The sequence below is a fragment of the Aquimarina gracilis genome (genome assembly GCF_035285365.1).
Classification (GTDB): domain Bacteria; phylum Bacteroidota; class Bacteroidia; order Flavobacteriales; family Flavobacteriaceae; genus Aquimarina; species Aquimarina gracilis.
Window position 1 is genome coordinate 154984 of record NZ_JAYKLX010000004.1, and the last position, 21126, is coordinate 176109.

General features: G+C 35.2%; 15 protein-coding genes. 9 read left to right on the forward strand and 6 right to left on the reverse strand.

Annotated features, from left to right (window positions below):
- Positions 1-16 precede the first annotated feature (16 nt).
- From U6A24_RS09285 to U6A24_RS09295, 3 genes are read right to left on the reverse strand one after another with little or no spacing between them, the layout of a single operon-like run.
- The gene (locus U6A24_RS09285; protein WP_324179685.1) at positions 17-1168 is read right to left on the reverse strand and encodes a SusE domain-containing protein; all 1152 of its coding nucleotides are present in this window, start codon (positions 1166-1168) and stop codon (positions 17-19) included.
- A gap of 25 nt (positions 1169-1193) precedes the next feature.
- Positions 1194-2861 (reverse strand): RagB/SusD family nutrient uptake outer membrane protein, encoded by a 1668-nt coding sequence (locus U6A24_RS09290; RefSeq protein ID WP_324179686.1) that lies wholly within the window; start codon positions 2859-2861, stop codon positions 1194-1196.
- Between the two features lie 12 nt (positions 2862-2873).
- The gene (locus U6A24_RS09295; protein ID WP_324179687.1) at positions 2874-5801 is read right to left on the reverse strand and encodes a SusC/RagA family TonB-linked outer membrane protein; all 2928 of its coding nucleotides are present in this window, start codon (positions 5799-5801) and stop codon (positions 2874-2876) included.
- A gap of 332 nt (positions 5802-6133) precedes the next feature.
- On the opposite strand from U6A24_RS09295, the gene U6A24_RS09300 reads away from it, so the two are divergent.
- The 9 genes from U6A24_RS09300 to U6A24_RS09340 all read left to right on the forward strand — a co-directional run bounded on the left by U6A24_RS09300 (position 6134) and on the right by U6A24_RS09340 (position 18227).
- Positions 6134-7165, forward strand: a complete 1032-nt coding sequence (locus U6A24_RS09300) for a LacI family DNA-binding transcriptional regulator (protein WP_324179688.1) — start codon at positions 6134-6136, stop codon at positions 7163-7165.
- A gap of 123 nt (positions 7166-7288) precedes the next feature.
- Positions 7289-8671 carry an MFS transporter gene (locus tag U6A24_RS09305; protein ID WP_324179689.1) on the forward strand — a complete coding sequence of 461 codons (1383 nt, stop codon included), beginning with the start codon at positions 7289-7291 and terminating at the stop codon, positions 8669-8671.
- Positions 8668-9333 (forward strand): beta-phosphoglucomutase, encoded by a 666-nt coding sequence (pgmB, locus tag U6A24_RS09310; protein ID WP_324179935.1) that lies wholly within the window; start codon positions 8668-8670, stop codon positions 9331-9333. Before U6A24_RS09305 ends, pgmB begins: the two co-directional genes overlap by 4 nt.
- Positions 9334-9339: 6 nt before the next feature.
- A complete protein-coding gene (locus U6A24_RS09315; RefSeq protein WP_324179690.1) occupies positions 9340-11646 on the forward strand; it encodes a glycoside hydrolase family 65 protein in 2307 nt (768 codons plus the stop codon).
- 97 nt (positions 11647-11743) lie between these two features.
- Positions 11744-13600: a glycoside hydrolase family 13 protein gene (locus U6A24_RS09320; RefSeq protein ID WP_324179691.1), complete on the forward strand. Its 1857-nt coding sequence runs from the start codon at positions 11744-11746 to the stop codon at positions 13598-13600.
- A gap of 12 nt (positions 13601-13612) precedes the next feature.
- Positions 13613-14998 carry an alpha-amylase family glycosyl hydrolase gene (locus U6A24_RS09325; RefSeq protein WP_324179692.1) on the forward strand — a complete coding sequence of 462 codons (1386 nt, stop codon included), beginning with the start codon at positions 13613-13615 and terminating at the stop codon, positions 14996-14998.
- Between the two features lie 251 nt (positions 14999-15249).
- Positions 15250-16236, forward strand: coding sequence for a 6-phosphofructokinase (gene pfkA, locus U6A24_RS09330; RefSeq protein WP_324179693.1), 987 nt, complete (start codon positions 15250-15252; stop codon positions 16234-16236).
- A 52-nt stretch (positions 16237-16288) separates the two neighbouring features.
- Positions 16289-17290 carry a type I glyceraldehyde-3-phosphate dehydrogenase gene (gene gap, locus U6A24_RS09335; RefSeq protein ID WP_324179694.1) on the forward strand — a complete coding sequence of 334 codons (1002 nt, stop codon included), beginning with the start codon at positions 16289-16291 and terminating at the stop codon, positions 17288-17290.
- A gap of 67 nt (positions 17291-17357) precedes the next feature.
- Positions 17358-18227, forward strand: a complete 870-nt coding sequence (locus tag U6A24_RS09340) for a BadF/BadG/BcrA/BcrD ATPase family protein (RefSeq protein WP_324179695.1) — start codon at positions 17358-17360, stop codon at positions 18225-18227.
- Positions 18228-18240: 13 nt separating this feature from the next.
- Here U6A24_RS09340 and U6A24_RS09345 read toward each other — a convergent pair whose 3' ends face one another.
- From U6A24_RS09345 to nirD, 3 genes are all read right to left on the reverse strand, one after another.
- Complete coding sequence (locus U6A24_RS09345) at positions 18241-20049, reverse strand: PAS domain-containing sensor histidine kinase (RefSeq protein ID WP_324179696.1); 1809 nt, start codon at positions 20047-20049, stop codon at positions 18241-18243.
- Between the two features lie 7 nt (positions 20050-20056).
- Positions 20057-20644 (reverse strand): DUF4202 domain-containing protein, encoded by a 588-nt coding sequence (locus U6A24_RS09350; protein WP_324179697.1) that lies wholly within the window; start codon positions 20642-20644, stop codon positions 20057-20059.
- Between the two features lie 63 nt (positions 20645-20707).
- Positions 20708-21085, reverse strand: coding sequence for a nitrite reductase small subunit NirD (gene nirD, locus U6A24_RS09355; protein ID WP_324179698.1), 378 nt, complete (start codon positions 21083-21085; stop codon positions 20708-20710).
- Positions 21086-21126 lie beyond the last annotated feature (41 nt).

Here is a 21126-nt window from a genome sequence, read left to right on the forward strand (position 1 = left end):
ATTTGTTCAAACTGAATTATTTAGGTAAGAAAATAAAACTTCCTGTAAGGTCATTGAACCAAACGTCATAAGTTCCACCAGTTATTGGGATATCATTTCCTGATCCATTGATAGTAGAAGGGAAGAAGTCTCCACCCCAATTAACACTCCAATCATTTTCAGCTCTAAATTTGGCTCCACCATTAACTAGAACAAGATCTTCTATATACCAAACATGTGGATCATAAGTTGACTGAGTCATATCCATATCGGTTTGCCACCCATCTGGAGTTCCATCATTGTCTTCATCACTTGGATTTGTAGAATCTCCTATAATTCCAATAGTAGTATAAGTGGGTTGAGAAGAAGCATCAAAATCTGTTATCGTATACGTTAAATCAGCTAAGTTAACGTCAATTTTGTAATAAGACTCTGTGGTACCATTTGGAAGTTCTATTGGTGAAGGGTCGGGGTCATCTTCTGTCGGTCTTGCAATGAGACTACCTGCTTCTCCACCAAATTGAGGAGCCCATGCTCCTTTTTGCTCTAGAAACTTAAACAAATCTCCAGAACCACCAAATTTTCCTGTAAAAGAGAAAATATCAGTATTTTCAGCATCCCTGAATACAGGTTGATTATTGTTGTTATTTTCCCAGTTAGCAGCAGTTCCATTTCCAACTAAGAAAAGGTTTTTGATTCCAGGTTCAACTACCAAAACAGAATAAGGCGTAGCTGTCACGGAAATTGAATTAGATGTAATTGCTGCGCCACCATTTGTTCCTAAAGTAGAAATAATACGGAAGTCAATAGAGCCTTCTGTGTCAGCCGGAACGCCCAAAGCAATAGCAAGATCATTAATTTCTTTGATAGTCCAGCTATAAAAAGGGTCGGAAGTCTCAGCAACTATTGGTTCTTCAAGCGTGACTTCAAAGTTTGTTCCCCCTAGACCTGCTTCAATATTATAAGTAACAGGTGTATTTACATTATAAGATGCATTGGCCCAAACAAGTGTAAATACTGTTTCTCCTTCTCGATCTTTATCTAAAGTTACCGTTGAATTTGCTGTAACAATTAGTGGCCCTTCAATTTGATCTTCTTGAACAACAAATGTAGGGTCTTCGTCTTCTACACATGCATTGAAGCAAAGCATCGCTACAAATGCAAACATTAAAATTGATATCTTTTTCATGACTGTATAAATTAAGTTTTATTGTTTATTCGAATCCTGTGTTTTGTCCTAACGCAGGGTTTGCTGATCTACTTGATGCAGGTACAGGGAAAAGTTTAAAGTTTTCAGAAATTGAGGAACCGTTTTGCGGTCCGCCTTTGAATGACCATATATATGATCCTCCAGTATAACGATTAAATCTTATAAGATCCTGTCTTCTGTGTGCTTCCCAGTGTAATTCTCTGGCACGCTCATCCAAAATGAAATCTAGAGTAAGGTCTGCATCAGCAATATTTCCTGAAGCATCACCAAATGCTCTTTCTCTTAAGTCGTTTATATAACCTAAGGCAGTTGTACGGCTACCACCACCACCTTCTAAGTGCGCTTCTGCATACATTAGGTATACATCTGCAAGTCTGAATAGAGGGAAATCGGTGTCAACAAAAGTAGGGTCCTGACCTGGTTGTCCAGCAGATGTAATGTTTGAGTACTTTGCCATCAAAAACCCTGAAGAAGTGTCTAAAAGATCAGCTCCTATATTAATATCTCTAGGAACAGGTGCATCTGTACTTTCTGGATCTGAAGGTACATCCTCGGTAACCAGAGTGTTTCTTTGATCATTTGCAAAAATTGCGTCATTTGCAAATACTTCAGATAATTCTCTTCTTACTCTAAATAGGTTACCAAATCCTCCAACTCCAAAAGATTGCGGCGTTGGTTGAAATGCGCCATTAGCATTTTGCTGTCCTTGAATTATAATAGCAGCTCCTCCAAAATTTCTTACCGAAACACCATCGGCAATTACTGGGAAAATAATTTCATTTTGAGCACCATTAGTATTATTATCGGCATTAAAATTGTTGAGGTAATTCGGCGTTAAAGAATATCCACTATTGATAATCTCTTCACAAACTCTTAAACAATCTGCAAAACGATCATTACCTTCTCCAAGGTAAACTTCTGCATTCAGATAAAGTTTTGCAAGAATCATTTTTGCTACTCCTTTATTTGCTCTTCCGTATTGAGAAGCATTTCCTGGAGCCACATCTAATAAATCTGCATCTGCTGCAAGTAGTTCAGACTCGATATATTCAAAAAGCTCTTGTCCTGCGATTTCAGGAACTCTTGTAAATCCTACTGGGTCATTTTCTGTAGCAAATGGAGCTCTACTGAATAGATCTAACAAGTGATAATTGGCTAATGCTCTTAACACCCTTGCTTCAGCTCTAAAAGTTCTAACTTCGGCTCTTGTAGCTGCATCTTCACCTCTTTCATCGAGTTTGGCGTCTGTAGTTTGTCTTAAAAACTCATTTGCCAAAGAGATTTCAAAAGTAGCTCTTGCCCAAAAACCAAGAACAATTACATTATTTGCGTCCCAACTATTTCGTTGTATTTGGCGAATACCAGGGTCATTTTCAAAATTCCAGATTACTTCATCTGTCGATAAACTCTGTAGATTAAATAACCCCCTTATGTAGTTTCCGGTACCGGCATCGATTCCTGATAGGTTGGAAGTACCCGGATCGGCTAAACCTACGACAGATAAGTTTCCATAAACTCCACCAATAGCTCTAAGATATCCTCCCGGTTCATTAAAGACGTCATCGGCTAGTAAATCATCATCATCTCTTAATTCGATATCCAGGTCTCCTTCACAAGAAGCGAATAGCCCAATGAAAAGAAATGCGTATAAAAAACTTCTATATAATTTCATTTCTATAATTTTTTAGTATTTGTAGTTTAATCCTAACAAGAAAGTACGTCCTCTTGGAAAGATAGATTGATCTCTACCATCATTTTGGATCTCAGGGTCTAAACCAGAATAATCTGTGATAATGAATGCATTTTGCACTCCCGCCCATAAACGAAGACTAGAAACTCCTTTCATTACATCTCTTAGGGTATATCCCAGAGTAATATTATCCATTCTTACAAAGGAAGCATCTTCTACATAGTAATCTGATTGGATTACATCTGGAGTGCTACGGAAATTTGTTTCTAATAGGCTCGTTGGAGCATTACTGAATACATTTCTAAATAAATTTCCTGTTTGAGCATTTGCTGATGCCACATTATTATAGACTTCATTACCAATAACAGCCCTTAGGTTGAAACTAAAATCGAAATTGTAAAAATCTACTCTCGATTGAAGCCCCATTAAAAAATCGGGGTTTGTTTTTCCAGATACATACCTATCGTTATTATCTACCACACCGTCACCGGTAAGATCAGCATATGCCCCTTCAATTGGTCTTCCATTTGAGTCATATACTTGAGCAAATGTAAAGAATGAAAGGGGGGCTTCACCTTGTCTGCGAATTTGAATATTATTTCCTGTTCCTCCATCGATTCCTCCTAGAAGAATATCTTGTCCAAATGCTAACTCATTGATTTCTTGATTTAGATAAGAAACATTATAGCTAACATTCCAGTTTACATTTTCATTTCTAACTATGTCGGCACCTATCGAGAATTCGATACCTTCAGTAGTTAATTTTCCGATATTTTGTAATCCTTGGTTAGAGAAGTTAACTCCATCTGGTACGGGAGCTTCAGATAACAAGTCGTTGGATTCTTTTCTAAATACATCAACAGAACCAGATATTCTGTCATTAAAGAAACCGTAATCCAAACCAACATTATATTCTGTAATCTTCTCCCACTCAATATCTTCATTTCTAAATTGAGCTTGAACAATATTTACAACTTGGCCGTTAAGGATATATTGTGTATTCTGGTTACTTCCAGAATATCTCTCCAGATATCTGTCAGCAGCAATACCACCTTGTTGTCCGGTAACACCATATCCTAATCTTAATCTAAGGTTGCTTAACGTAGAAGAGTTTTTCAAGAAGTTCTCTTCACTAATTTGCCATCCAAATGAGGCGGCAGGAAAATATCCCCAACGATTGTCTTCGCCAAATTTTGATGAACCATCTCTACGGATCGATCCGGTTAAGAAATACTTATCATTGATTTTTAAATTTGCTCTGGCGAAATAAGCAATTAAAACTTCATCTGCTGGAATAAATACTTCAGGGACTCTTGTTGGATCTCTTTGTTCCTCAGTTTTAAACTCTTCAGCTTCAAATTTTTGATAAGAATATCCGGCAGTAGTTTCTAAATTTACACTTCCAAATGTTTTATTATATATAAAGTATGCATCCAATAACCTGTTTTCAGTATCAAATTCTGTGTCTGTTTTTGAACCTAAGAAGTCACCATTGGTTGCGTTAAAACCGGTAGCAGCATTTTCAGGTTTTTCCTGGAACCTACTTGTTTCGCTAACATCAATACCAAGATTCAATACAGCTCTAACATCTGGTAGAAAGTGTAACTGATAATCAAACTTTGCATTACCATAATATCTTCTTACGTTAGCGATATTACGAGTTTGTAATAAATTGGCAACAGGGTTTCTTTGAACATTTGGTATTGCTATTCCTGTGGTAGCATCGGTATATTCAAAAAATCCTCCATATTGAGAAGTTGGATCTAAAACTGGTTGAGTCGGATCAAAAGTAATCGCATCTCTTTCTACACCTTCTGCAAATCTATTCTTTTCGAAATTCAGATTCGCATTTACATCTATTTTTAAGTGATTGTTAAAAAGACGAGGGTTTAAAGAAAGTGAAGTAGTTGTTCTTTCAAACTTGGATGTTTTTCTTAAACCTTCTTGATCCGAACGGTTTACAGAAACTCTTGTAGGTAGTATCTGTAAGATTGATCCACTTACAGAAAGATTGTGTTGAGAAGAAAAAGCATCGCGATAAATTTCGTCTTGCCAGTCTGTATTTGCTGTTCCAAGTTCAGATACTCGGTTAGGAAAATTTTCAGCAATTAAAGCTCTATACTCATCACCAGAAAACACATCAACTTTGTTATCTACAGTAGTAACACTCGTTTGGGTATCCAGACTTACTTGTAAGTTTTTCTTTCCTTTTTTTGTGGTAATTATTATAACCCCGTTTGCACCTCGGTTACCATAAATTGCGGCCGAAGAAGCATCCTTCAAAACAGAAAATGATTCAATATCATTAGGGTTAATTGCAGAAAGAATTGATCTTGATCCATTATCATCGTCACTTGGATCATTAACTGGTAAACCATCAATCACAATAAGAGGATCATTTGATGCATTCAAAGAAGCACCTCCTCTAATTCTGATTTGCGAGTTTCCTGCAGGTCCACCGTTAGTATTGATATTTACACCTGCAACGCGACCTGTGAATAAATTTTCGGCGGTAACGTTATTACCAGCGTTAAAGTCTTCAGATGTTACCAAGGCTACAGAACCTGTTAAATCTTTTTTTCTCGAAGCACCATAACCAATAAGAACTACTTGTTCCAGTTCTGCTGCATCTTCTTGTAATACAATGTCAATTGTTCCCTGACCGGAATAAACAACTTCCTGAGGTGTAAAACCAACATATGAGAACGTAATGATATCCCCATCGTTTACATTGTTTAAAGTATAATTTCCATCAAAATCGGAAGAAGTTCCGTTTGTGGACTCTTTAACAATGATATTTACACCTGGAATGGGTTGGCCATTTCCAGCATCAGTCACCGTTCCCGTTACAGTCGACTGAGCAAAAAAGCTCATCGGTATCAACCACAATAAAAACAATGCGCTTTTAGTAAATGTTTTCATACAAATTAAATTAGTTTTTGATTGTTTTAAGTCTTATATTTTCACTTTCTGCATCCAAAGTATGTAAATTTTACGTTAAATCTTCAATGAGTATGTAGTCGAAACCTTACGAAAACGTTTGCGTGTGGAAAACTTTTAAAATTTCGTTAAAATTTTAAGTACGGTTATGTTCATTTAACATATTTTCGCGCCAAAATTTGATGTATAAATAAAAAAAGAGGGGAGAAAATGCATTATTACAATTATGTTTTGTATGTCCGGAAATTGAGAGGATAAAGTGTTTTAATATTTCTTCAGATCTTTAAACAATTAGAAACTAACAGACAAAACAAATGAAACAAAAAGTTACGTTAAAACAAATAGCAAAAGAACTAGATGTTTCTATTTCTACCGTGTCTAAGGCGCTTAAAGACAGTGTAGAGATAAGCTTAGATACTCGTCAAAAGGTTAAAGCCTTCGCTAAACTGTATAATTATAAACCTAATAACATTGCATTAAGTCTAAAGAATAGGAAGACTAAGACTATTGGGGTGATTATTCCAGAGATAGTACACCATTTCTTTACAACAGTTATTGGAGGTGTCGAGAAAGTAGCCAATGAAAAGGGGTACAATGTAATTATATGTTCGTCAAATAATTCTTTCGATAAAGAGGTAATTAATATGGAAATGCTTGCGAGCGGTAGTGCTGACGGATTTATATTATCGGTGGCAAAGGAGACTCAACTAAAAAAAGATTATCACCACATTGAAGAAACTATGAGTCAGGGAATGCCAGTGGTACTCTTTGATCGTATCATAGATGAAGTGGTGTGTGATAAAGTAATTATAGATGATGCTAAAGGGGCTCAAACGGCTACAAATCATTTGCTTACCATAGGGTGTAAGAAAATAGCAATCCTTACAACAGTTGATTATATCAGCGTTGGAAAATTAAGAACCAATGGTTATTTAAGGGCACTAAGAGCTTACGATATTCCAGAAAAAGAGGAATATGTGTTAAAAATAGAAGATATTGATAATTGTGAGACCGAAATCTCTGAATTTCTAAAGGATAAGGATATTGATGCGGTTTTTGCTGTAAATGAATTATTTGCAGTTACAGCTATTAAAGTTCTTAATCAACAAGGAAAAAAAGTACCAGATGATATTGCTGTAATAGGATTTACCGATGGAATTTTGTCCAAACATTTTATACCTAGTTTGACCACCATTAGTCAACATGGAGAGGATATGGGGATAAGGGCGGCAAAACTACTAATTGATAAACTTGAAGGAGATGATGAAGTGACCGAAGAATATAGAACAGTTATTATAGATACTAGTTTGGTGCAACGACAATCTACAAAAAAAATTAAAGAGTAACTCTTTAATTGAAAAATTATAATATCTTTGACCCCAGTCAAAACTTATATTTTCACTTTCTACATTTTTTAATAAGTTTTGATAAGTCATGCGCTTATCAGTGTAATAATTAAATTTCACTTAATGAACAAGCGTAAGTTAAGTTTCTGGGAGATTTGGAACATGAGTTTCGGTTTCTTGGGAATTCAATTCGGTTTTGCATTGCAAGGCGGATTTATGTCTAGAATTTTCCAAACCTTAGGAGCAGAAAAGGATGCAATACCTTTGTTATGGATTGCAGCCCCTTTAACTGGTTTGTTGGTACAGCCTATAATAGGATACCTAAGCGATAGAACTTGGAGCCCTAGATGGGGTCGCCGTAGACCTTATTTTTTAATCGGGGCGATTTTAAGTTCTATAGCTCTGTTTTTAGTACCGCATTCTCCTGTGCTATGGGTTGCCGCTGGATTTCTATGGATTTTAGATGCTTCAATTAATATTTCGATGGAGCCTTTTAGAGCATTGGTGGCAGATAAATTACCAGAATCTCAACGCTCTTACGGTTTCGTTACGCAAACGCTTATCATTGGTATAGGTACATGGGTAGCTAGTAATTTACCTTGGATGGTGTCACAAATGGGGGTTAGCGATGCTGCTCCAAATGGTGTAGTTCCTATGTCTGTAAAAGTAGCATTTGCTATTGGGGGTTTTGTTTTTCTTGCCAGTATTCTTTATACGGTTTTTACAACAACAGAATATCCTCCAGAAGATATGGAAGAATTCGAGCGGGAGAAAAAGAAAAAGAATCAGTTTATACCAGATATTATTAATAATATCGGTAGTATGCCGTTAACAATGAAAAAATTGGGATTGATTCAGTTTTTTAGTTGGTTTGCCTTTTTTACCATGTGGAGTCTTGCTAATCCTGCATTGACAGAGCATGTGTTTCAGGCACCTGTGCCTGTTGAGACGGCATTCGATATGAATGTTCCAGAATCGGCCAAGGCATATGAGGTTGCAAATACGGCTTTCCAAAAAGCATCAAATGATGTAGGACGATACATGGGAATTTATGGATTATCGTCAATGGCATTTGCTTTGATTCTAACGTTTTATACCTCTAAAAGAAGAATTAACAGAAAGTTGGTTCATCTGGCATCTTTAGTATTAGGAGGTATAGGTTTTATATCTATGTATTTTATCCCTTCTCCAGAATGGTTAAGCCTATCATTTACTTTAGTAGGTTTTGCTTGGGGAAGTATTTTATCGATGCCATATGCAATGTTATCAAGCTCTGTTGATCCAAAAAAGATGGGGGTTATTATGGGGATTTTCAATATGTTTATTGTGATACCTCAGATTATTGCTGCCATTGGTGGCGTAAATTTTGCCTATAAGCTTATCGGAAGCGAAACGATTAACGCAATGATTGTTGCAGGAATAAGTTTAATAATTGCAGGTTTTTGTAACTTGTTGATTACTAATAAGGATGCTATAACGTATAATCCAAAAGAAGCAATAGAATAATGAAGAAAGGATTTATATTTGATCTCGATGGTGTTATTGTAGACACCGCAAAATATCATTTTTTGGCTTGGCAGAATCTTGCCAATAGTTTAGGGATTTCTTTTTCTGAAGAACAAAATGAACAACTAAAAGGAGTTAGCCGAGTACGATCTTTAGAAAAAATTTTAGAATGGGGTAACAAAACCATTTCAGAAGAAGAATTTACGAGATTAATGCATGAAAAAAATGAAGAGTATCTAAATTACATTTCGAAAATGGATACTTCAGAGATTTTACCGGATGTTCCCAGAGTATTGGATTATTTAATGAAAGAACAACAAGCAATAGCATTGGGTTCTGCTAGTAAAAATGCCAGAATTATTCTTGAAAAGGTAGAACTTAAAAATAAGTTTCATGCAATAGTCGATGGGACCAATGTTTCTAAAGCAAAACCAGATCCAGAAGTATTTCTTATTGGAGCTCAGGAACTTGGTATTTCACCAGGAGATTGTGTGGTATTTGAAGATTCTGTTGCAGGAATTCAAGCCGCCAATGTAGCTAATATGATAAGTATAGGTATAGGTGACCCTAGTGTATTGGGAGAGGCAGACTATGTTTTTAAAGATTTTACAGAAATAAAAGAAGAGTTTATAAATAATTTGGTTTCGGCCAAAAAAGTTTAGAAGAAGATGAATCAGGATTATATAAAACCAGATAACTGGTCGATTATCGAAGAGGGATTTGATGTAGAACGAGTTAAATCCTCGGAAAGCCTTTTTAGTATAGGTAATGGAGCAATGGGACAACGAGCTAATTTTGAAGAAGCCTATTCTGGTCCGACTTTTCAAGGAAGTTATATTGCCGGAGTTTATTATCCGGATAAAACAAAAGTGGGTTGGTGGAAAAATGGATACCCAGAATATTTTGCTAAGGTACTTAATGCACCCAATTGGATTGGTATTAATGTTACTATTAATGGAGAAAAACTTGATCTTTATAGAAGTAAATCTGTGACCAATTTCAGAAGAGAACTTAATATGAAAGAAGGTTGGTATAAACGTTCTTTTAATGCCGTTCTCATGAATGGTGTCGAGATTGCTATCGAGTCTACTCGTTTTCTTAGCTTGGATCTTGATGAAGTTGGGGCTATTAGATATGAAGTGACGCCAATTAATCAAGACGTCGAGATCGTATTTACTCCCTATCTTGATTCTGGTATTACCAATGAAGATACCAATTGGGATGATAAATTCTGGGATACTTATGATCTTTCTCATAGTGGAGATTCTGCCTACATCCTATCAAAAACTATGAAAACCGAATTCCACGTTTGTACAGGAATGTTAAATCAGGTTTTTGTAGATCATACTAAAAAAGATGTTTACCCAAAAGTTGAAACCAATGGTACTTATGTAAATCTTAGTTATGAGTTAGAGGTTGCCAAAGGAAAAACGGCTTCAATAGTTAAGTTTGGAGGATATACTGTTTCCCTTAATCATAAACAAGAAGATTTGGTTACTGCAAGTACTACAGTGCTCAAACAAGCGTCAGATTCAGGATTTGACGCATTGTTAGATCTTCAAAAACAAGCGTGGTCAAAAATTTGGGAAATGGCTGATATCGCTATAGAAGGTGATGTAAAGGCTCAACAAGGTATTCGATTTAATATTTTTCAGTTAAATCAGACATATCTGGGTAAGGATCCAAGATTAAATATTGGCCCCAAAGGATTTACAGGTGAGAAATATGGAGGTAGTACCTATTGGGATACCGAAGCATATTGTATTCCATTCTATATGGCTACCAAAGATCAAGTAGTAGCACGTAATCTTTTGACATATCGTTATCAACATCTTGACAAAGCCATTGAAAATGCAGAAAAACTTGGCTTTACCAATGGAGCTGCATTGTACCCAATGGTAACTATGAATGGAGAGGAGTGTCATAACGAATGGGAAATTACTTTCGAAGAAATTCATCGTAATGGAGCCATGACCTTTGCGATCTATAATTATCATCGCTATACGGGAGATTATAGTTATATACCAGAAAAAGGGTTAGAAGTAATGATTGGTGTAGCGCGTTTCTGGCATCAAAGAGCTACATTCTCTACCGATAAAAATAAATATGTAATTCTTGGAGTTACCGGTCCAAACGAATATGAAAACAACATAAATAACAATTGGTATACAAATTACCTGGCTAAATGGTGTATTGATTATTGCGTCGAGAATATCAAAAAAGTAAAGGACGAATACAGTAGTGACTATAAAAGAATCATTGAAAAGACTAAACTTACTCAAGAAGAAATCGATTCGATGCTTGAAGTAGCAAACAAGATGTATTTCCCATATTCTGAAAAACATCAAGTGTATTTGCAGCAGGATGGATTCTTGGATAAAGAGCTTATTACTGTAGCAGATCTTGATAAATCTCAAAGACCAATCAATCAAAAATGGAGCTGGGATCGCATTTTACGTTCACCATATATCAAACAAGCTGATACTTTACAGGGCTTTTATATGTTCGAAGATCATTTTACGAAAGAAGAATTAGCCAAACATTTTGATTTCTATGAGCCATTTACGGTACATGAATCTTCCTTATCTCCTTGTGTGCATAGTATTCAGGCAGCAGCTTTAGATAGAATGGATCAGGCATACACGTTCTACCTAAGAACTTCAAGGTTAGATCTAGATGACTACAACAAAGAGGTAGAAGAAGGACTGCATATCACTAGTATGGCTGGAACTTGGATGAGTATTGTTGAAGGGTTTGGAGGACTAAGAATCAAGAACGACAGACTATCTTTTACGCCTAAAATTCCAAAAGAATGGAAAGGTTATACTTTTAATGTCAATTTCAGAAATCAGATACTTAAGGTTAATGTTTCTCAACAAGGAACTTCTTTTAATCTAGAAGGAGATCAGGAATTGATGATTTATGTAGATGGGAAAGAATTCAAAATCTCTCCCGATAGTTTAATTACTGTGTAACCAAATTATGAGACAATGTAAACACCCCGAAAACTTTTGTTTTTGGGGTGTTTGTTTCTATACAAAATCAGATCACACGAAAATAATATAAATAAAAATGAAAAGTAAACTAATCATACTGTTGTCTTGCTTTTTCATAGGGCTATCTTATGGTCAAATTGAAAAAATAGAACCTCCCTTTTGGTGGAGTGATATGAATCACAATCAACTTCAATTATTATGTTATGGGAAAGAGATTTCTAAATATAATGTGCAGATTGAAGGGGTGACCATTAGTGACGTTACAAAGACTGAAAATCCTAATTACCTTTTTGTAACTATGGATACTAAAGGAATAAAACCAGGCAATATTTCTATAAATTTTAAAGAAAATGATAAGGTGATATTCTCTCAACCTTATGAGTTTAGATCAAGAAGAGAAAATTCTTCACAACGAAAAGGCTTTGATAGTAGCGATGTTATATATCTCATTATGCCCGATCGATTTGCCAATGGTGATCCTAACAATGATTCCCATCCAGAAACTGTAGAAAAAGCTGATCGATCAAATCCAGGGGGTCGTCATGGAGGCGATATCCAAGGTGTGATTGATCATTTGGATTACCTTAAAAATTTAGGAGCAACTGCTCTATGGAGTACTCCGTTATTAGAAGATAATGAACCCGTTTATTCTTATCATACCTATGCACAAAGTGATTTGTATAAAATAGATCCGAGATACGGTACCAATGAAGATTATAAACGTCTGGCTACAGAAATGCATAAGTTAGATATGAAGCTTATCATGGATTATGTGACCAATCATTGGGGATCAAAACATTGGATGATCAGGGATTTACCTGCCAAAGATTGGATTCACCAATGGCCAGAAGGTTTTAGGCGTAGTAACTATCGCATGACGACACAGTTTGATACTAATGCTTCAAAAGTAGATGCAAAGGGTTGTATGGATGGATGGTTTGATACTACAATGCCAGATATGAATCAAAGCAATCCATTACTTCTTAATTATATTATTCAGAATGCCATTTGGTGGATAGAATATGCAGACTTAGACGGTTTCAGGGTGGATACCTATTCTTATAATGATAAACAAGGAATTGCCCAATGGACCAAGGCTATTATGGATGAATATCCAAACTTTAATATTGTTGGTGAAGTGTGGATGCATGATCAGGCACAAATGTCGTATTGGCAAAAGGATAGTAAGATTGGGGCAATAGACAATTTTAATTCAAACTTACCATCGGTAATGGATTTTACATTGCACGATGCGCTAATGGTAGTGTTTAATGAGGATGAAGGTGCCTGGGATAAAGGCATGATTAAAGTATACGAAAATTTCACAAACGATTTTCTATACCCCGATATCCATAACATATTAGTATTTCCGGGTAATCACGATACCAACCGCATTAATGAAATATACCAAGGGGATATTGATAAATACAAAATGGCGATGACTTTGATATTTACAACTCGTGGTATTCCGCAAATTTATTATGGCGATGAATTGGGAATGTTAGGTAATCGAGATAAAAAAGGAGATGGAGATATTCGTCGAGACTTTCCGGGTGGTTGGAAAGGTGATAAACAGAATGCTTTTCTATCTTCAAAAACAAAAGGAGGAAGAACAAACGATCAAGAAGCATTTCATTCATTTACTAAAAAAGTACTGAATTGGAGAAAAAATACCCCAGTAATCCATTCAGGAAAATTATTACAGTTTATACCTTTTGATAACGTGTACGTATACTTTAGATATAATCAGGAAAAAAGTGTAATGATCGTTATCAATAACAATACTAAAGAGCAGAAAATTGATATAGCACGTTTCAAAGAAGGTTTAAAAGACTTTAAAATAGGAACCGATATTATCACAGACTCTAATATCGATGTTACAGAAGACTTTACAATAAAATCAAAAACTTCGATGATACTCGAATTAAAATAATAAAACATACCAATGAAAAAAATATATGTAAGCCTATTGGCTATAGGAATCCTAGCTTCTTGCGGAAAAGCGCAAAAAGAAGAAGCGACTACAACAGAAACTGAAAGCACCGAGGAAGTTAAAAACACACTGCAGCCTGTAAATGATGCCATGATGGAAAATGCAGTTATTTACGAAGCTAATATCCGTCAGTATTCCGAAGAAGGTTCTTTTAAGGCATTTACCAAAGATATCCCGGTTTTAAAACAATTAGGAGTTAAGGTCCTTTGGTTAATGCCTATTTACCCAATCTCTACAACCAAAAGTAAAGGGTCTCTTGGAAGTTATTATGCGGTTTCAGATTATACCAAAGTGAATCCAGAGTTTGGTACTCTTGAAGATTTTAGAGAATTGGTGAAAACAGCACATGATAATGGGATTTATGTGATTCTTGATTGGGTAGCCAATCATACCGGTTGGGATCATGTTTGGTTAAAAGAACACCCAGAGTATTATACAAAAGATAAAGAAGGGAATATCACACATACAGTAGATACCGATTGGACAGATGTCGCAGATCTTAACTATGATAACACAGAGATGCGCGAACAGATGAGAAAAGATATGATGTATTGGGTTAAAGAAGAAGGTATAGATGGTTTTCGTTGTGATGTAGCCGGAATGGTACCAGTAGATTTTTGGGATAAGACCGTTGCCGAGCTTAAAAAAATTAAACTTTTGTTTATGCTTGCCGAGGGCTGGGAGCCAGAACTTATGGTACATGCATTCGACATGGGATATGGCTGGGATACGCATCACAAAATGAATGATATTGCTCAAGGCAAAGCCAATGCAAAGGAGTGGGACAAAAGAATGATCCAAATCGATACAATGTATGCCAAGGATGATATTCTTATGAATTTCACTTCTAATCATGATGAGAATTCCTGGAACGGAACGGTGCAGGAAAGAATGGGAGATGCTGCAGCAATGTTTTCAGCGCTTTCATATGTAGCGCCAGGAATGCCATTGATTTATTCTGGTCAAGAATATGATATGGATAAACGTTTATTATTCTTCGAAAAAGACACAATTATTAAGAAGAAAGGAAAATTCTTCCCATTATATGAAAAACTTGGGAAGTTAAAGAATACTAATCCAGCCCTTAATGGCGGTAAAAATGCAGCATCTTATACTCGTATTAAAACTTCCGATGATGCTAAAATCTTAGCATTTAAGAGGGAAAAAGAAGGGAATAAAGTGGTTTTTATTGCTAATATGACAAAGGAGGCAGTGAAAGCTAGTATCGAGTACCAAGGGAAATTCAAAGATTATTTGTCTGAAACTGAAGTAGAACTAAAAGTAGGTGAGGTTCATAGTCTTGGAGCTTGGGAATATAAGATACTTATTCAGGAATAATAAAAAAAGAAATATCATTTTTGAAAAAACGATCCATAACTATGGATCGTTTTTATTTTTTATACAATTTTTGGGAGTAATACACTTTCTAAATTCTTATTTTAAAATATTGCTTTAATCTTAACGTAATCTATGAAAATGTGTTAAAATATCCCCTTTTTTGTCAGTAATTACTGAATTTATCAACCGAAAACGTTTTAGTTTTTTAGCAAATTAGGTTATTAGTTTCAATAACGATAGTTTTGGCTTCAATGACAAAGAAAGTTGAAAATATAGCCGTTTTAACCTCAGGGGGTGACGCTCCTGGAATGAATGCTGCCATACGCGCAGTAGTGCGATCATGCAGTTATTATAATGTAAAGTGTTTCGGTATTTATAAAGGTTATGAAGGCCTTATTAATAACGAAATTGAGGAACTTAATGCCCGTTCTGTAAGAAATATAATTAACAAAGGAGGGACATTTCTTAAATCTGCTCGTTCAAAAGAATTTAGAACGGTAGAAGGAAGACAAAAGGCCCATGAAAATCTTATCAAAAACAACATAGATGCACTAGTTGTAATTGGTGGAGATGGAAGTTTTACTGGAGCTTTAAAATTATCGGAAGAGTATAATTTTCCGGTTGTAGGAATACCAGGTACAATTGATAATGATATTAATGGTACTGATTATACTATTGGATATGATACTGCACTTAACACTGTGGTAGAAGCCATTGATAAAATTCGAGATACAGCAAGTTCTCATAATCGACTTTTTCTTATCGAGGTTATGGGGCGTGATGCTGGTGATATTGCCTTGAATGCCGGAATTGGAGCAGGTGCTGAAGAAATTTTAATTCCCGAAGAAAATATGGGAGTTGATAGACTCATCGAATCATTACGAAAGAGTAAAAAGACCGGAAAAACTTCAAGTATAATTGTAGTTGCAGAAGGAGATAAATCTGGAAAAAATATTTTTGAATTAGGCGAGTATGTTGAAGAAAACCTGGATGATTATGAAGTTAGAGTTTCTGTATTAGGGCATATTCAGCGTGGCGGAGCACCTAGTTGCTATGATCGTGTACTGGCAAGTAAATTGGGTGTTGGAGCAGTAGAAGCGTTATTAGAAGGTAAAAGCGAAGTGATGATAGGTATTGTGCATAAAGCAGTAACTATCGTACCTCTTACTACTGCCTTGGACAAAAGATTACATAAACATGATGGATTAATAAAAGTAGCCGATATAACTTCGGTTTAGTTTCACCTATATTATAACCACATTTTAAAATTAAACAACTAAATTTTTAGATATGAGTACGTTAAAAATTGGAATTAACGGTTTCGGAAGAATTGGAAGAATTGCCTTTAGAATTGCTTCTAAAAGAGATAACATAGAGATTGTAGCAATTAATGATTTATTAGATGTTGAACATTTAGCTTATCTATTAGAATATGACTCTGTACACGGTAGATTTGATGGAACGATCGAGGTTAAAAACGGAAATCTTGTTGTAAACGGTAATGAAATTCGTGTTACTGCAGAGCGCAACCCCGAAGATCTTAAATGGGATGCTGTAGGAGTAGATGTTGTGATGGATTGTACAGGAATATTTACTACGTTAGGTACCGCCGATGCTCACCTTAAAGCAGGAGCAAAGAAAGTAGTTATTTCGGCACCTTCAAAAGATGCTCCAATGTTTGTAATGGGAGTAAACCATAACGATGTTAAAGCTTCTGATACTATAGTTTCTAATGCGTCTTGTACTACAAACTGTTTGGCTCCTTTGGCCAAGGTAATCGATGATAACTTTGGTATTGAAGAAGGGTTAATGACTACAGTTCATGCTGCTACAGCTACACAAGCTACTGTAGATACGCCATCAAAAAAGAACTATAGATTAGGGCGTAGTGCTTTGAATAACATCATTCCTTCAACTACTGGAGCTGCAGTAGCTGTTACTAAAGTAATCCCTGCATTAAAAGGAAAGTTAACAGGAATGGCATTTAGAGTACCTACTGCAGATGTTTCTGTAGTTGATCTTACTGTAAAAACCAAGAAATCTGTATCTTATGATGAACTTAAAGCAGTTGTTAAAAAAGCTTCAGAAAATGAATTAAAAGGTATATTAGGGTATACAGAAGAAGACGTAGTATCTCAAGATTTTGTTGGAGAGTCACAAACTTCTGTTTTTGATGCTAATGCAGGTATTGCACTTAATGATAATTTCTTCAAATTAGTATCTTGGTACGATAATGAATATGGATATTCTACTAAGTTAGTTGATCTGTCAACTCACGTAGGTAATTTATAATATTATTTTAGCCCCGAATTTCGGATTTGGGGCTTATTTTCTTTGCTAACAACAAATAAGTTTTCAAATGATTTTATTAGCTGACGGTGGTTCTACAAAATGCGATTGGATTCTTCTTGATGAGTCCGGAGAAATCGTTTTTAAAACCCGTACAGAGGGATTAAACCCTGCTGTGTTCGAAAAATCCTTGCTTGAAGAAAGAATTAGAGCCAACGAAGAGCTTTCTTCGTATCGTGAGAAAATTGATGCCGTACATTTCTACGGGGCTGGCTGTGGTACAAAAAAACCTGCAGCGATGTTAAAAAAAGTCTTTGAAGATTTCTTTACAAGTGCAGAAATTGTTGTTAAAGAAGATATGGTAGCTGCAGTTTATGCAGCAACCACAGAACCTGGTATTGTATGTATTTTGGGTACAGGCTCAAATAGCTGTTATTATGATGGAGACAATATCCATATGGCAGTAGATTCTTTAGGATATATCTTGATGGATGAAGCCAGCGGGAATTACTTCGGAAAAAGATTAATACGGGACTATTACTACAAAAGAATGCCGCCCGAAGTGGCATCAGAATTTGAGAAGCGTTTTGATCTTTCTTCAGATGCTATTAAAGAGAACCTGTATAAAAAAGATAATCCTAATACGTATTTGGCATCTTTTGCAGAGTTTATCTTTACTAGTGAGCGTAATGGGTATTTTTATAAAATCATTACTGAAGGTATTCAGGAATTTGTTGAAAATAGAGTATTATGTTTTCCTGAAGCTCAAAATGTGCCAATTCATTTTATTGGTTCTATAGCTCATTTCAGCGAAGATATTATTAGAGCAGCGGTTTGGCCATATCATTTAACGGTAGGTAATATAGTAAGAAGACCTATTGACGGTATTATTGATTATTACCGTAATGAGGTGATAAAAAAAAAGCCAAATAAGGTGTAAATAAAACGGAACTCTACAGGTTGTAATTTAATGTTATTCGTGTTCCTTTTTCTGGGGTAGAATTAATAAACAATCTTCCGTTAATATAATTCATTCGTTCTTTCATAAAGAATAATCCCATTCCGCCTTCTGCGTTATTGCTAGGTTTTGAGGGAACATCTTTAATATTGAAGCCTTTCCCATTATCATCAATAGTAATACTTAATACAGTATTTGAGTGATTAATGGTGACTATAATAAAATCAGAATTCGCATATTTGATAGCATTGTTTACGGCTTCTTGGGTAACTCTGTACAAATTTGTTTCTACCAGCGTATCAAAACGTTGATCAAAATCTGATTTGTTTTCGAAAAGAATATTTTTTCCTGTTAATTTTGATAGCTCTTTAACCATTTTCTGCAGGGCAGTGCTTATCCCGTAATCTTTCAGTTCTGGTGGAGTAAGATTAAAAGTAGCCATTCGGGTACCTTGAATAAGGTCGTTTGATAGTTGCTTGAGGCCCTCAATTTTTTGGGTGGTTTTTTCTATGTTTTTTAGGTTAATAGACTCGATGTTAAATTTTAAAGCAGTTAACATTTGCCCGATGCTATCATGTATCTCCTTGGCAATTCTTTTTCTTTCTTCTTCTTGAGCTTCAACAATCTGACTTGCATTTGACTTTTGTAATTCTTCTTTTTCCTTATATCTAGAGGCGTTCAATCGTTCAACTTCATTTTGTGCTTCTTTTCGTTTAGAAATATCAGAACAAAGTACGAGTCGTTCAGACATGCCAGACTCTTTATATATAGTATGGATAGATATATCTAACCAAATATGTTTTCTTGATTTGGTTTTAAACTCAAACTCTTCATTAAAAACTCCTCCTTTGTTTTGAGAGATCAAGGTTAACAATCTATTTTTTTCTACTTCGCCTAAATCCATTAGTTCTGCTAGATTTTGGTTTTCGTATTCTTGTTTTTTGTCCAAAAGTTTAGCGAAGCGTTCTCCCAAACTTTTAATCATGCCATCTTCATCAACTCTGGCATAAAGTAGTGTTTGATCTATTGCTCTTGTTAAGGCCAATAATTCTTGAACATTTTGCTCTTGTACTTTTCTTAACTCTCCGGCGCGAGCGGCCATATCTTGAGCTTTTTGCTGAGAGTATAATAAATTAGAAATTGTCTTTTTTATGCTTAAGGCAACAGGTCTGAATAGCAAGAAAAATTCAAAAACGAGAATAAGAATGATGAGACCAAATAGAATGTATTCGATTCGTTTTAAACTCGCAACTTTTTGTTTGGCTTCTTTGTCATACTGAAATACAATAGCATCCATTTGCTGTAAAAAAAGTGGTTCTTTTGCTATTATTGCATGGATATGAGATTTTAATCTATTCTGGTTGACAGTATCTGTTTTGGCCAAATTCAAAATAGTCAAACTGTTTTGGTAAATCGTTTGAAAATAAGGATCCAAAACAGTAAACATTTTTTGTATTTCTGTACTGTCTTCTGTACTTCTCTGAGATTCGTTATACTCAATCAAAACTTCATGAGATTCTCTCCATAATTCGATGGTAGCTTCAAGCTCTGGAATATATTCGCTTTTAGATTTTCGAAATTCGAAATCGGACAATAAAAGAACTTCTTTAGAAATTTTTTGACTAAGCATCCTTTGCCTACCAGAAATATTTATAATTCGAGAATCATCTATCTGAGAATTGAGATATTTCTGTATGAAAAACTGCGCACCAATAGTAAATAACCCAATGGCCCCTAGAGCAATGATATAAATTTTACTTAGGCGCCCAAAAGTTTGGTGATCTAATGATTCTCTTTTTGTCAAGGTAATATTATGCTAGTGCTTGTTGAATCAAAGCTAGTGCTTTTTCAGAATATGATAATGCAAGAGCTGCTTTATGTCCTTTTTCAGACATTTTTCTCCAGGTTTTTTGTAATATATCGATAACTTTTTCATCGCTATGCTTTACCAAAAACTCTTCATAGTAATATTCTAGAAAGACAAGACAGATTACATCTTCCAGGGTTTGAGTTCCCTCATCTTTTTTTAGTTTCTTTTTTTGAAGTAAAAATGATACTCTTTCGATAATATCATCGTCATATCCAACTTCTTGAAGAATTGTTGAAGCTTTTGAAGCATGAAATTTCTTAAGTTCCTCTCTCCATTTCAGATAACCAACTCGATCCATGGGATATCTATCTCTCGAGATTTCCCAACGACAGATATGCTGTGATCTTGCAGCGAGTTTTAAGGCTGCAGATGCATTCGGTTCAAAATCCCCTAGAGTCTTGGTCATTCGTTGTCCATAAATTAATTCTTTAGGAATCAAATCACCATTTACTTTTTCAGAATTAGGATCTTTAGCGTTAGCTTCATCAAATAATTTGTAAGCTTCGAGCAATAATTTCTCAGACGACATAAATAGTTTATAATTGGTAAGCTAACAAAGTTAGTACTTTTTGTGCCCTAATCAAACAATCCTTTATTCTGAAAAACCTATATATACAATGTCTTTTTCAATTTTTACAGGGTAAGTTGCAATAGGGTTGAGGTCACCATTTAAATTTTCTCCATTCTCGAGAGAAAAAGTCTTTTTGTGCATCGGACACGCTACTTTAGGAATACCATTTTGATCACCAATCATTCCTCTGCTAAGAACCATTTCCATCTTGTGGGGGCAAACATTTTGACATGCATACCATTTGTTTTTTCTTTCGAAATTAAAAATGGCAATTTGTTTTTCTTTATACTTGATGCATGCACCCCCATTCTTTGGAAAATCACTCACTTTGGCAGCTTGATACCAAATTTTTACGGTTTCTATGGTGGTGGCTTTATATATATCCAAAATCTCTTCCATTTTGTCTGTTGTTTTAAATTATCTCTTGTTTTGAAAAATGA

Excerpts from the sequence above, each read along its gene's own strand:
- pfkA (WP_324179693.1), top strand. The coding sequence starts at position 15,250 with ATGACAAAGAAAGTTGAAAATATAGCCGTTTTAACCTCAGGGGGTGAC.
- U6A24_RS09325 (WP_324179692.1), top strand. The coding sequence starts at position 13,613 with ATGAAAAAAATATATGTAAGCCTATTGGCTATAGGAATCCTAGCTTCT.
- U6A24_RS09295 (WP_324179687.1), bottom strand. The coding sequence starts at position 5,801 with ATGAAAACATTTACTAAAAGCGCATTGTTTTTATTGTGGTTGATACCG.
- U6A24_RS09300 (WP_324179688.1), top strand. The coding sequence starts at position 6,134 with ATGAAACAAAAAGTTACGTTAAAACAAATAGCAAAAGAACTAGATGTT.
- gap (WP_324179694.1), top strand. The coding sequence starts at position 16,289 with ATGAGTACGTTAAAAATTGGAATTAACGGTTTCGGAAGAATTGGAAGA.
- U6A24_RS09340 (WP_324179695.1), top strand. The coding sequence starts at position 17,358 with ATGATTTTATTAGCTGACGGTGGTTCTACAAAATGCGATTGGATTCTT.
- U6A24_RS09285 (WP_324179685.1), bottom strand. The coding sequence starts at position 1,168 with ATGAAAAAGATATCAATTTTAATGTTTGCATTTGTAGCGATGCTTTGC.
- U6A24_RS09350 (WP_324179697.1), bottom strand. The coding sequence starts at position 20,644 with ATGTCGTCTGAGAAATTATTGCTCGAAGCTTACAAATTATTTGATGAA.
- U6A24_RS09315 (WP_324179690.1), top strand. The coding sequence starts at position 9,340 with ATGAATCAGGATTATATAAAACCAGATAACTGGTCGATTATCGAAGAG.
- U6A24_RS09290 (WP_324179686.1), bottom strand. The coding sequence starts at position 2,861 with ATGAAATTATATAGAAGTTTTTTATACGCATTTCTTTTCATTGGGCTA.
- U6A24_RS09320 (WP_324179691.1), top strand. The coding sequence starts at position 11,744 with ATGAAAAGTAAACTAATCATACTGTTGTCTTGCTTTTTCATAGGGCTA.
- U6A24_RS09305 (WP_324179689.1), top strand. The coding sequence starts at position 7,289 with ATGAACAAGCGTAAGTTAAGTTTCTGGGAGATTTGGAACATGAGTTTC.
- nirD (WP_324179698.1), bottom strand. The coding sequence starts at position 21,085 with ATGGAAGAGATTTTGGATATATATAAAGCCACCACCATAGAAACCGTA.